Origin of the sequence: Coprococcus sp. OM04-5BH (assembly GCF_003482105.1) — a bacterium.
GTDB lineage: Bacteria > Bacillota > Clostridia > Lachnospirales > Lachnospiraceae > Coprococcus.
This window is the reverse complement of sequence record NZ_QULM01000003.1, coordinates 243407-256268: the sequence shown is the minus strand read 5'-3', so window position 1 is coordinate 256268 and position 12862 is coordinate 243407. Positions and strand designations below refer to the sequence as shown.

Genomic DNA, 12862 nt, shown 5'->3' with positions numbered 1-12862 from the left:
CGAAAAAGAACAGCACGCCATGCCGTGCCGATTACCAGGGAGGAAGAGAAATGAATTTAAGAAAAAACAAGAAAAAATCAGGGGTCAATACCATAATCACACTTGTAATATTTGTGCTTGTGGCAGGCTTCCTTATTATCGACGGAATCATTCAATGTGTGAAAGTCAATTCCGGCAACATCCTGGATATCTCAACTGCCAAGCCGTCTGATTTCAAATCCGGCACATATGTTGAGGGCGAGATCTACATAAGCTACGGCTGTTACGCAACCATGGAAGAAACAACGAACTATGTATTCAAGAGAACATCAGGCTACTACTATCTCATTCCTGTATGTTACTATGATGAAGACACCGGTGACTTCTCTGACGATTTCAGATATGTAGGTATCAATGTCGGAAGCGGCGACCACGAATTCTTCGATGAGCTTACCGATTATACATATGGCGACTCCTTCACAGATCCGGGGACATACAAGTTCAAGGGAAAGATAAACTCTACCGGCAGTGAAGAGGAAGGCTACAAAATGGATTTCATAAAGTCAGGCTTTACTGACGAAGAGCTTCAGGATCCTGATCTTATTTCAAAAAACTACTATGAGCTTCCGTATACTATCCAGATCATAAAGCCTGCTGACTATCTGTCGATGATACTTATCGGAGCTGCCATACTTGTTGTATGTGCCATTATAATTGTTATTAAAGCTGTAAAGTCAAAAAATACTATATCAGCCGGTCCTTCGACTTCTACCCCGGCAGGTTCTGTTCCGCCTGAATTCATGACTCAGTCAACATACCAGCCAAACGGATCAGATCCATTTTCGGGTCAGAATCCATTTAACACAACCCAGGCAGGCAGTGTAAGTGATTCATATGGCAGTCAGCCAAACGGTGGAGATAATGCATATACAGGTCAGCCAAACAGTGGTCAGGGACAGCCTTTTGTTCCGTGGAACGGGGCAGATATGACCTCATCAAATTCCGGAACCAATACCAGCGGAATTGATAATAACACCTTCAAGCTAAAGTAAGTAAAATAGACCAGCAACTTAAATAAGTTATATAAAATAAGACGCTCAATGAGTTTTATAAAGCTCATTGGGCGTCTTATTTGTTATGGCAACAAGTCAAGTACAATATGCCTGCATGATTACATTTGACTTGTGCTCATTTATTAATCATCCGGCAATCCCCTACCGGGTTCATGAAATGGAATTAACCGAAGTATCTCTTAAGCAGTCCCTCGAATGCCTTGCCGTGTCTTGCCTCGTCTCTTGCCATCTCGTGTACTGTATCATGGATAGCGTCAAGATTTAATGCCTTAGCACGCTTTGCAAGATCTGTCTTGCCCTCTGTTGCTCCGTGCTCTGCCTCTACTCTCATCTCAAGATTCTTCTTTGTTGAGTCTGTAACAACCTCACCAAGAAGCTCTGCGAACTTAGCTGCATGCTCTGCCTCTTCGTAAGCTGCCTTCTCCCAGTAAGCACCGATCTCAGGATATCCCTCTCTGTAAGCAACTCTTGCCATTGCAAGATACATACCAACCTCTGAGCACTCGCCCTGGAAGTTAGCTCTTAAGTCATTGATTATATCCTCAGGAACACCCTGGGCAACACCAACAACGTGCTCTGATGCCCATGTCTTATCATCCTTCTGTTCTACAAACTTTGATCCCGGAACCCCACACTGTGGGCACTTCTCAGGTGCTGAATCTCCCTCATAAACATAACCACATACTGAACATACATACTTTGCCATAATATTATTTCCTCCTTAAATTTATGTTGCTGCCCTTCTGTCAGCAATCATTTATTTTTTTGTTTATTGATATTTTTTATTATCATGATGTCATTTTACATAAGGAAATATAATTTGTCAACCCTTATTAAGAATGATTCTTTATAGTTTATATATTTTTTATAATTTATGATATATTTTTTGTTTGAATTATATAATTATAACGATAAAAAATACCTCCTAAGCAGTTTTCATTATACTGTCTGCTTAGGAGGCATCATATTATTCACTATTTAGGGACAAATCTATCTCTTGGAGCCAATAAAGAACAATGCTAATGTTCCCGGTCCGGAATGTGAACCTATTACAGGACCTACATAATTAATAGCTATCTGTTCAACCTTAAACTCCTTCTCTATCATTTCCTTAAGTCTCAAGGCATCATCATAACAATCACCATGACTTATGAATATAGTCTGTCCATCCGGGTTGTCCGCTGTGGCTTTCATTTTCTTAAAAAGCTCATCAACTGAAGCCTTTCTTCCTCTGGTCTTACTTACACTTATAAGGTGTCCCTCATCATCCATATGAAGTATCGGCTTTATACTTAACATGGTTCCAAGTGCTGCTGTAACTCCGGACACTCTCCCACCACGCTTCAGGAAAAATAGATCGTCAACTGTAAACCAATGACACAGTTTCAGCTTAATAGACTCAATATACCTGGCATTTTCCTCAAGAGACATGCCTGACCGCCTGGCAAGAGCTGCCTTGTACACCAAAAGCCCCTGCCCCATGGAAGCCGCAAGGGTATCCACAGCATCAAATTTTCTATCAGGGAATTCCTCCGAAAGTTCTTTTAATGCAAGACTTACATTCTGGAAGGTACTGCTTAAGCATGAGGAAAATCCAAGATAAAAAATATCCTTCCCCGACTCAAATATCGGTCTCATAACCGCCTCTGCGTCTGATACATTTACAGCAGAGGTCTTTATATCCTCTCCCGAACGCAGTCTCTTATAGATCTCAACCGGATCTATCTTATCATTTGCCATGGTAGTTCCGTCAGGGAACACCACCTCAAGCTGTATAACAGCCAGCTCCAGTTCCTGTATCATTTCCTTTGACAGATCACAGGAAGAATCCGTCACAATAACATATCTATCATCCATAATATCACCTCATATGCCAATAATACGGCACATATATCTGCATTATATACCCAAACAGGATCATTCAGTTACATTCTGTTTCAAGAGATACTCATAATTGGCAATGGTAACAGGCTTACTGTAGAAGTATCCCTGAATATAATGACATCCCCACTGTCTCAGGTATTCTTTCTGTTCAAAAGTCTCAACACCCTCCGCCAGACTCTTAATGCCAAGATGATTGGCAATAGTGAGAATATCCTTTGCCATCAGCATATCTTTGTTGTTATAATCGCCCACAGCGATTCCATCAATAAAGCTCTTATCTATCTTGAGTACATCAAGGGGCATATCCTTAAGAAGTCCCAGACAGGAATATCCTGTTCCGAAGTCATCCATAGATATCTTAAAGCCCTCCTTCTTAATCTCATGAAGAACCTTAATAAGATAATCCATATCATTAAACTCAGCACTCTCAGTTATTTCAAAATCAATAAGTCCGTGATCTACATTGTATTCATCTACGATATCACACAGGATATATATAAGATCAGGACGTACTATCTGATGTCTTGACAGGTTCACGGATATAGGATATAGAGGATATCCAAGAACCTTCCACTCCTGAAATTTCCTGCATACCTGACGGAGTACATACCTGTCTATAATATCTATGGTTCCGTCTGCTTCAAACTGAGGAACAAAGTACTTAGGCGGAAGAAGATCCTCTCCCTTATAGAACCATCTTATAAGGGCTTCCGCACCGGTAAGCTTGTCGTTCTGAGGATTATACTTAGGCTGCAGGAACACGGCCAGGTCCTCATTTTCAATAGCATTAGGGAGCTCAACCTTGAACTGCTGTGCCATTATATAGCTACGCTTCATTTCCTCCGTATAATAAATTATCTCCGTTTCGTTATTTCTTATACCCTTTTCCTGCGCCATGATAGCCATTTCATTCATGGACATGGTAAGCTTCAGATTATCAGCCTCATTGTATTCAACAAGACCGCACCTGTAGAATATATTAAACTTCTTGTTTGACGGAAGTGTACCTATCTTCTCAAACATTGCATGGATCTTCGTAACCAGCTCTTCCTCCGGCATATATTTCATGATCATTGCAAAATTATCGTTCTCACACTTTGCAGAATAAATAATAAAATCCTGTTCCGTAAGAGTCTTGCATATCATCTTGTAGACTGCCAGCTCCTCATCATGGCCAAACACATTACATATGACCTTTGAGTTCTTTATATCAAACCTGCCGAATACGAAGCGGTCATATCCTATATATTTACACTGTTCAAGCTTCTCCTTAAGCCAGGTCCAGTTATAAAACCCTGTGGTTCCATCTCTGTAGGCAAGGTTATACAGATCCCTCTTTGAAAGTCTGTCCACCGTAAGCATTTCTTCCATCCTTGTCTTAACAGACCATATAGGGATCTCAACCCTGAGCTCCGTAGGATTCTCCATATAGATTATATATGGTATCTTATTATCCGTAACAATATTTACTTTTTCATTCTCTATATACAGTTTGGCATAAGAATATGCGCTGGTTATAAGTCTAGGTATATCATCCAGAAGCTCCACCGGGAAGCCCACAAGATCCACAACGTCAAAGCCGGGAATAATCTTCTCCTCACACCCCTCAGGGCACGGATTCTGACTTGAGTATGCAACCTCAATACCTCCACAGATCCTTGAATACCCATCATCGCACATCTTCTCCGGAAGATAATACATAGCTCTGTTGTCAACGGTATCAGACACACCCACAAGCCTCTCATACCAGTTGTAGCCGATCTCCTCACAGAAGCTTTCATATCCTGTAGCTGCCAGCGTTCTGATCAAATATAACTTTCTCTTTGGCTTATATGATTTATTCCATCTTATATCCATGTACTCTGTCCTGCTCCTTACACTAACAACATATTACTTTCATTGTAACATACAGGCCGGCTATTATAAACCATCAACTTGCATTTCACATGTTTATTTTCATGGTTCTACTGGTATCTGCACTTCTCGTCCGAGAACTCCTTAAGACGCTGCTCATAAGCCGCCATAATGGTAGGTTCAAATGCCAGCCTGACATCTTCTACTCCCATAAGGTTCAAGAGATATTTTACAAATAATGGATTTAACACAAGGAACGGTCCCACTGAATATGTGGCAAAAAAGTTATTTCTCCTTAAGCCCTCCTTCATGGTATCAGGTCCCAGCCCCTCCCCTCTTATAACATCAAAAAAGTAATCATTGCTGTTGTCTCCGTAGGACTTGGAGAACTGTGCCTTGAAGCTCACAAGCTTTATACCCTCAAACTCCCCAAGGATAAGAGAATTAAATCTGTGCATCATATCTCTCTTGGCATATGTATCAAAGATACCCAGTGCTTCTATCTTTCTGCCATCCTCGGCAACAATATATTTCTCAACTATCTCAAGAGCATTTCCTGTGAAAAGGAACACTGTTCCCTTATCAATAAGTTCATTTATCTTGTCCCTGTAAGGTTTTAAGGCTTCTATTACAAGTTCCTGCTGATTCTCTGTCATGGCACCCATATATACCATGTCCACATCCTCAGACACAAATGCAGGCACATCATGAAGCTTTGTATTGATAATCTCTGCCTCCGGCACACAATCCTTAATGTAATTGATATTCTGAAGCTCGCCAAAAAGGTTTGCAAACTCACCATATAATACTTCTATCTTTATATTCTTACTCATTCTTTGCACCCCTTTCTTTTATTACGGCAACTGCCTTATCCCTTGCCTTCATTGCCGTATTCGCAGCATAAAGCTCATGGAGGATGTATACCGCGTCTGTTCCGTCAAGCTTAAGCAATTCAGGTGAATTCACCTCGTCTGAGGTGGTCATAAGCTTCTCCTCCGGAACCCCTGCCATAAGAAGTCTAAGCTTGTAATCATTGCATCTTACACCGCTTATGATTATGTTGGTTATATCCGGCTGATTTAAGAATTCAAAATCACAATCGAATATCCAGGTCATATTCTCCGAAGATCCCTGTCTGTCAAATACATCGTCAAGTATAAGTATTATCTCCTTATTTCCCGGTTCATCCTTAACATAGTCAAATACACATGAGCAGGCAATAGGATTCTGTCCCTTTGACATATGTGTTACCACATCAATGCCATTTACAGTTTCCTTGGAATACCTGGACTCTACAATGTTAAGATCCGCAAATGACTTCTTAACTGCCTCATAGGAAAGTCCCAGCTTTCTTAACACTGTAATAGCTGTAAGCTGATTATAGGTATTGAAGATACTGTTGCTCACCATATGGTACTCCTCGGTACCGAAAGGTGTTACCACATTAAGTATCTGATTGTCCATATCAAGCTTTCCTAGATAGTCTGCCTTCGGTGACTCATATCCGCAGAACTCACATTTTGCATTTCCTATATGGTGATATCTCACATAGTTGTAATGTAGAGGCTTATGGCACTTAGGACATATCCTTACATCATTTATAAGGTTCACCGACTCTTCCTTGTCTGTGGCGAGTCTGTCGATGGCGAAATATGTCTTGTCATTTGCGGCCCCAAGATTACAGCTTATAAGATCATCCGCATTAAGTATCATATGGGAGCTTTCAGGCAGGCTGCTGTTTATTATGTTAAATATAAATTCAGGATTTGCATTTCTGTGTATTGAATCCCTGAAAAGGTTTGTACAGACTGCATAGGTCGGCTTGATATAGGGATAGATAAGCTTTGAGCTTCTCTCGTCTATCTCAAATATTGCTATCTTCTTCCTGCACTTGCCTGACATTGTGCTTTCTGCTACCAGTGAACTGGCAACGCCGGCATTTATATTTGACCCCGCCTTGTTGTTTAAGACATCATATCCGTTGGCTTCCAGTGCGTCCAGTATCATATTGCATACCGTGGTCTTTCCATTTGTTCCTGTTACGGTTATTATTGTCTCAGGCTTGTTAATCCTACCCAGGAAATCGGGGCATATCTTGATGGCAAGCTTTCCGGGAAAGTAACTGGCATTCCTCTTTAAAACCCTTAACGCTGTACGCGCCAGTTTACTCATATACAATGCTACATAAAATCTTAAGTTTTTTCCGGCCATAAGGCACCTCCTACTTTTTCTTACTCGGTAACAGTTATTGTATTCTCATTCATGGATACAATATGATCCATACACACCGGGGCTGTAAGCCTGTATGCATAGCTTCCTGATTCAAACAAAAGATACAATCGTCCTCCGTACGAATATATCTGCTCCAGTTTCTGGGGCAGCTCAATATTCCTTATAAGGATCTTATTGTCGAATTTCAGTATATCGTCACCATTTTTGTATATCTTAAGTTTCGATTCATCTATTCCGTATGACGTTGCAAATATAACCTTGTCCTTATACACCATCATTCCCTGAACCTGTCCCGGAATAGATGCGATCATATCCGGAAGCTTCTCAAGGCTTATGCCGTCATCTGTGATCTTAAACTTCGCCATAAGGCTGGTCTTCTTCTTGCTGGCAAACCAATAGCCTGAATAGAGATATCCGTCATAATAGGTGATAAATGATGTATTCTCAAACATTGTGGCACAGGCATTGTGATATTTTAAAGGCTGTCCGGTTTCCTTAAAATCGTAATCTTCGATTTCCTCCAGGGTTATACATCCAACTGCCGCCACACGTTCTTTATTTCCGTTTTCATCAGTCTTATTTATCTTAGTGGCTATCCACAACACATTGTGGGAAGGATCATAAGCAAGTCCTCCGGCATGAGTTCTGTCGGCAAGCACTATTTCCTTCACATATTCTCCGCTCTCCCTGTCTATTACAAATATCATGGATTTGTGATTTTTTGTATGACAGTAGGCGCTTACGAAAATGTATTTGTCTGATATGGCAAGTCCCTGAGGTGTAACCTGGGTGCATGTATCCACCTGCTTTGTTGCTGCATTGATGGAGTCAGCGTACAAAAGTCCCGGCACGGTTATAAGTCCGTAATTATGTCTGAGATTATTCGCATACATAGTCATATGAAAATACTCCGGATATGCAGACATCTCCCACAGCTGGCTCATAACGGAATTGCTGGCCGACTCGGTGCTTACACCGGTCTGATCTGACAGCGGCTCTCTTGTACTTCTGTCAAAGAGAGTAATATATAATATAGCAATGATACCCACGATATAAACCACAGTAAGTATCCACACAGCCAATCTCTGTGACTTTCGCATAGAGAACATGATAGCAAGCACCATCTGTGCCAGAAGGCATATGCACATAAGATAGTTGGTAACAAGATCCCCGAGACTTAACAGCATCACTCCCACACCTACACAGGTAAAGCGCACCGTATTCCTGCTGAGTCTTCTGTGCTTTGCCTGCTTCCAGTCAGCCCGGCGTACCAGCCACACCTGAAATGACTCTATTATGATAGCAACGGCATACACTATACAACCCACTCTTATAATGATTCTTGCCACATCCATGACTGCTGCCATAATGGGCTCGCCCTTTACATACCGGGCAAACATCACAACACTGTTAAATATCTGGTAGGTATTCCATACTATGACCAGGATCATCACAAGAGAAGCTATAATGGAGATAACCCTTGACGCGATCCTTCTTCGATCACCTTCAACATGTATCTTCTCGGTTTTATTCTTTTTTCTTTTCTTTCTGTTATCCTTTTCCTCGAAATCCGGTCTTCTTTCTCTTCTACTCATGCACCTGAACGTCCCTGTCCAACAACAGACAGTCCAATCTCTCTTTATTTAGGTGTTCTCCTATTACAATGATTATTTCCTGACCATCGGCTATAGGGACAAATACCGACTTCTCCCTTGTGGCATTTATCTCCACATAGGTTCCGTCATCATTTTTGATGAAGCCCTTTATCCTCTTCACATCACCACAGGCTTCGTCATTAAATATCCTGTCTATGGATTTCTTAAGACCTTCGGAAGTGAACTTCACATTCATATAAAATACAGAATCGAAATCCTTTTCCTTATCGATCAAAGGCTTTGCAATATCCCATATGGAATATCCTGAGTGGGATATCCGCTCAAAATCCTCGTCTGTGAACTGTTCCCAGTCTTTAATAATAATCTCCCTGCCAAGCTTACGCTTACAGGAGAACATGGACAGAGAATTATTTATATGGTCTATTGTCTTATCAATATCATATTTACTGTGGGCAGCCACCTTGCTTACTACAGCTGCTCCGCAGTCCGCAAGCTGTGATGCCAAAAGATACTCTGACTGATAGGACAGATCATCCTCAAGCCCCGCGTCTACAATGGTTATCACATTGCCGATGGTATACCATTTATCAAGTGGCTCCTCGTAAAGTACATCAAAGAACTCTTCCACATCGTATATACCGGATGGTTCCACTATAACCCTGTCAAGACCACTCATGCCAAGGGCAATAAGCTTTGTCTTGAACCTTCTTCTGTGACAGTCATAATCACAACCACCGGACACCATTTCAAGCTCGCACTTGTCACCTTCAAGATCCTTTAAGAGCATCATGTCAACATTGACCGCTCCGAAGTCATTCTCAATGATACCAATATGCTCGCCTTTTTTCATTAAATATGTTGCGTATTTCTTTAAAAATGTTGTTTTTCCCGACCCAAGAAAGCCGGTTATAAGATCTACTTTTACCATAATCTTTCTCCGATAATGTTCATTTCTTCACACAAACATCTACTATATTATCACAATATGAGCAACATGTTAATTATTCTTTGAAAGCATTTCATTATTTTCAGTTTTAGATAAAAGTTTTTTATAGGTATGTTCTATCATAAATGCCCCAAGGGGTGCAGTTATCACTATGGCTATGACAGCAACCGTAAGGACTATATTGCCGCATGCCAGTCCCATGGCAAGGGGTACGCCGCCTATGGCCGCCTGGACTGTTGCCTTTGGAGTGTATGCCAGCATACAGAAAAGTCTCTCCCTGCCATTAAGCTTTGTTCCAAGCATACAGATAAACACGCCTGCCATCCTGAATACCAGCACTGCAAATATAAGGATCACCGTCTTAAGTCCTGCCTTAGATATAAAAGTTATGTCAACTGACGCCCCCACCAGAACAAATAATATTATCTCTGCCATAACCCACAGTTTATTAAATTTCGCAGATAATCTTGCGGAAGTATCTGGCTTTTTTCTTTTTAAAAATATCCCCATGAACATTACAGATATCAACGCTGCAAATGTCACCGGTATAGTTATCATCTCTTCAAGGGAAACAAGAATAAAAGCAAGTGAAAGTATAATAATAACCTTAACGGTATCTCTCATATGGACTTTTGTGAAGAATATGGCCAGTGCAATTCCTATTACTGCTCCTATGAGGATTCCTGCGATTATGGATATTGGTATATTCACAAACTTCATTATGGAGATCTGATCTCCCTGGGCAAGCCCTGTAAACGAAGTAAAAAGTACAATTACAAAAACATCATCCACCGATGCTCCTGCTAATATTATCTGTGGAATCTGCTTATTCATACCATAACCTTCTTCCATTAACTGTATCATCTTAGGCACTACAACTGCCGGTGATACGGCAGCTATAACAGCTCCTAGTATTGCCGCCTCAAGTATGGAAATAATTAATAACAAAAATTGAACATCAACCCATTGAAAACTTGACACAAAAATAGCCGACAGCTTCTACATAAAATGCAGAAGCCATCAGCCATTTCGGGCGGTTTAGACAAATCTTGTCAAGGGAGTGCCTCATTCCCTGGTCTATATTAATTTAAGAATCCGTCTGCACAACGTCTGTTATGATAATACAGCAGCTTTCGTCTGTCAATATATAGTTTTTATTTTTTGATTTTTTATGATTAACTACCATATATTGAGTTGGTTATGTCTACCATTTTCAAAGTTATGTCTACTACCTTACATTGAAAGCCTTGATTCCGGGATATACTGCGCTGTCGCCAAGCTCCTCTTCAATTCTTAAAAGCTGGTTGTACTTTGCAACTCTCTCTGATCTTGAAGGTGCACCTGTCTTGATCTGGCATGTGTTGAGAGCAACTGCAAGATCTGCAATAGTTGTATCCTCTGTCTCACCTGAACGATGTGAAGCAATAGCTGTATATCCAGCCTTGTGAGCCATCTTTATAGCCTCAAGAGTCTCTGAAACCGAACCGATCTGATTTAACTTGATAAGGATTGAGTTACCGCAGCCAAGCTCGATACCCTCCCGCAGTCTCTCTGTATTTGTAACGAAGAGGTCATCACCAACTAACTGCACCTTGTCACCAAGCTCAGCAGTCAGCTTCTTCCAGCCTTCCCAATCCTCTTCATCAAGGCCATCTTCAATAGAGATAATAGGGTACTTGTCAACTAACTTCTTCCAATGCTCGATAAGCTCATCTGATGTGTATACTGTTCCGGCCTTAGGAAGCTTGTACTCACCAACCTTGCCTGTCTTCCACTCTGATGAAGCAGCATCCATAGCGATCTTGAAATCACGTCCCGGCTCATATCCTGCCTTCTTAACAGCCTCAAGAATTGTCTCGATAGCTTCCTCATCCGAAGCAAGGGCAGGGGCAAATCCACCCTCATCACCTACAGATGTAGCAAGCCCTCTCTCCTTAAGGATTGAAGCAAGGGCGTGGAATACTTCTGCACACCATCTTAAGCACTCCTTGAATGATGGTGCTCCAACAGGCATTATCATGAACTCCTGAACATCAAGTCCTGATGAAAGGGCATGGCATCCACCATTTACAATATTCATCATAGGTACAGGAAGCTTATTTCCGCTTATTCCACCAAAGAATCTGTATAGAGGGATATCAAGTGCATTTGCAGCAGCTCTTGAACAGGCAATAGATACAGCAAGGATCGCATTCGCACCAAGCTTTGTCTTACCCTTAGTTCCGTCTGCGTCCATCATTGCCTTATCTACAGCATAGATATCAGATGCGTCCATGCCTGTAAGCACCTGATTGATAATTACGTTGATATTTTGGACAGCCTTTGTAACACCCTTGCCGAGATATCTTGACTTGTCGCCATCTCTGAGCTCCAACGCTTCAAACTCACCTGTAGAAGCACCTGAAGGTGCTGTTCCTCTTCCGATAGTTCCATCCTCAAGATAAACCTCAGCCTCAACTGTCGGATTACCTCTTGAATCCAGGATTTCTCTTCCTACAACCTTTGTAATCTTTAAACTCTTCATTATACTGTTTCCTCCTTATTATATGACACGTCTCACAAGGGATGGCGTGCTTTCATCTTCTTCTGACGTCATCCCTTTTGCCACGACAAATGACCGGTTCTGACGTTTCTCTGCAAATTTGCTTGCACAGTTAGTCTATCCTAACCAAGTAGATAATTCAATATTTCATAATGATAATATTTACCGATACATGATATTTATGTGGGGGTGCTTGAAGATTTTTTATTTTATGATATGTGGCAGGATATTTTCATTTGATCAATTAAATTTTAGTTACTACTGACAACATGTCTTTTATATCATGTCTTTTATAATAGAAAAGAATATGATACAATATCTGACAGGCACAGTTTATTGCCCGGTCGTTTATGTGCGTTGGCATCATGCAGATGGGGCCGGCAGATTTTAAGGAGGTTATGGAATTATGAAGGATAATTTTAAAGAAAAATATGACAATGTTGTTAAGTACTTAAAGGCAAATGTTCTTACTGACAAGGAGCTCTGTCTCACAGTTCTCTGTTCTTTCCTTGCCGGTGTTATCGTTGGAATGGTTGCTTCACCTAAAAAGGCAGCTAAGAAGTCCTGCAAGTGCAAGTGTACCCCTGAAATCGAAGACGCAGAGGAAGAATAAAATATAAGTTTATATAACAGTATATGAAAAAATTGCAGCTCTAACTTAAAGTATACAAAAGGCCATCATCCAAGGACTTCTGTTGAAAGTCTCCCGTATGATGGCCTTTTTGTTAAAGCAATG

General features: G+C 41.0%; 11 protein-coding genes and 1 riboswitch. Of the genes, 2 read left to right on the top strand and 9 right to left on the bottom strand.

Annotated elements, in window-relative coordinates:
• Positions 1–50 precede the first annotated feature (50 nt).
• On the top strand, positions 51–1031 hold the full coding sequence (locus DXB54_RS08335; RefSeq protein WP_118694872.1) for a DUF6709 family protein: 981 nt from the start codon (positions 51–53) through the stop codon (positions 1029–1031).
• 184 nt (positions 1032–1215) lie between these two features.
• Here the strand turns inward: DXB54_RS08335 and DXB54_RS08330 are convergent, their stop codons facing one another.
• The 9 genes from DXB54_RS08330 to eno form a co-directional block, all read right to left on the bottom strand.
• A complete protein-coding gene (locus tag DXB54_RS08330) occupies positions 1216–1758 on the bottom strand; it encodes an NADH peroxidase (protein ID WP_021939327.1) in 543 nt (180 codons plus the stop codon).
• 284 nt (positions 1759–2042) lie between these two features.
• Positions 2043–2909 (bottom strand): DegV family protein, encoded by an 867-nt coding sequence (locus DXB54_RS08325; protein WP_118694871.1) that lies wholly within the window; start codon positions 2907–2909, stop codon positions 2043–2045.
• Between the two features lie 60 nt (positions 2910–2969).
• Positions 2970–4793: an EAL domain-containing protein gene (locus tag DXB54_RS08320; RefSeq protein ID WP_118694870.1), complete on the bottom strand. Its 1824-nt coding sequence runs from the start codon at positions 4791–4793 to the stop codon at positions 2970–2972.
• Positions 4794–4900: 107 nt separating this feature from the next.
• Complete coding sequence (locus DXB54_RS08315; protein ID WP_021939324.1) at positions 4901–5623, bottom strand: hypothetical protein; 723 nt, start codon at positions 5621–5623, stop codon at positions 4901–4903.
• Positions 5616–7001, bottom strand: coding sequence for a Mur ligase family protein (locus DXB54_RS08310; RefSeq protein ID WP_118694869.1), 1386 nt, complete (start codon positions 6999–7001; stop codon positions 5616–5618). The genes DXB54_RS08315 and DXB54_RS08310 overlap by 8 nt, the downstream gene beginning before the upstream one ends.
• Positions 7002–7021: 20 nt before the next feature.
• Positions 7022–8617, bottom strand: coding sequence for a YncE family protein (locus DXB54_RS08305; protein ID WP_118694868.1), 1596 nt, complete (start codon positions 8615–8617; stop codon positions 7022–7024).
• On the bottom strand, positions 8610–9566 hold the full coding sequence (locus DXB54_RS08300; protein WP_118694867.1) for a GTP-binding protein: 957 nt from the start codon (positions 9564–9566) through the stop codon (positions 8610–8612). Before DXB54_RS08300 ends, DXB54_RS08305 begins: the two co-directional genes overlap by 8 nt.
• Before the next feature lie 69 nt (positions 9567–9635).
• On the bottom strand, positions 9636–10580 hold the full coding sequence (locus DXB54_RS08295; protein ID WP_118694866.1) for a cation:proton antiporter domain-containing protein: 945 nt from the start codon (positions 10578–10580) through the stop codon (positions 9636–9638).
• A gap of 8 nt (positions 10581–10588) precedes the next feature.
• Positions 10589–10666: riboswitch (Fluoride riboswitch) on the bottom strand.
• A gap of 146 nt (positions 10667–10812) precedes the next feature.
• Positions 10813–12108 (bottom strand): phosphopyruvate hydratase, encoded by a 1296-nt coding sequence (eno, locus tag DXB54_RS08290; RefSeq protein ID WP_118694865.1) that lies wholly within the window; start codon positions 12106–12108, stop codon positions 10813–10815.
• Between the two features lie 424 nt (positions 12109–12532).
• Here eno and DXB54_RS08285 point away from each other — a divergent pair, with 424 nt between their 5' ends.
• Positions 12533–12739, top strand: coding sequence for a hypothetical protein (locus DXB54_RS08285; RefSeq protein ID WP_118694864.1), 207 nt, complete (start codon positions 12533–12535; stop codon positions 12737–12739).
• The last annotated feature ends 123 nt before the right edge of the window (positions 12740–12862 follow it).

Excerpts from the sequence above, each read along its gene's own strand:
- DXB54_RS08325 (WP_118694871.1), bottom strand. The coding sequence starts at position 2,909 with ATGGATGATAGATATGTTATTGTGACGGATTCTTCCTGTGATCTGTCA.
- DXB54_RS08310 (WP_118694869.1), bottom strand. The coding sequence starts at position 7,001 with ATGGCCGGAAAAAACTTAAGATTTTATGTAGCATTGTATATGAGTAAA.
- DXB54_RS08300 (WP_118694867.1), bottom strand. The coding sequence starts at position 9,566 with ATGGTAAAAGTAGATCTTATAACCGGCTTTCTTGGGTCGGGAAAAACA.
- DXB54_RS08320 (WP_118694870.1), bottom strand. The coding sequence starts at position 4,793 with ATGGATATAAGATGGAATAAATCATATAAGCCAAAGAGAAAGTTATAT.
- DXB54_RS08315 (WP_021939324.1), bottom strand. The coding sequence starts at position 5,623 with ATGAGTAAGAATATAAAGATAGAAGTATTATATGGTGAGTTTGCAAAC.
- DXB54_RS08330 (WP_021939327.1), bottom strand. The coding sequence starts at position 1,758 with ATGGCAAAGTATGTATGTTCAGTATGTGGTTATGTTTATGAGGGAGAT.
- DXB54_RS08335 (WP_118694872.1), top strand. The coding sequence starts at position 51 with ATGAATTTAAGAAAAAACAAGAAAAAATCAGGGGTCAATACCATAATC.
- eno (WP_118694865.1), bottom strand. The coding sequence starts at position 12,108 with ATGAAGAGTTTAAAGATTACAAAGGTTGTAGGAAGAGAAATCCTGGAT.
- DXB54_RS08285 (WP_118694864.1), top strand. The coding sequence starts at position 12,533 with ATGAAGGATAATTTTAAAGAAAAATATGACAATGTTGTTAAGTACTTA.
- DXB54_RS08305 (WP_118694868.1), bottom strand. The coding sequence starts at position 8,617 with ATGAGTAGAAGAGAAAGAAGACCGGATTTCGAGGAAAAGGATAACAGA.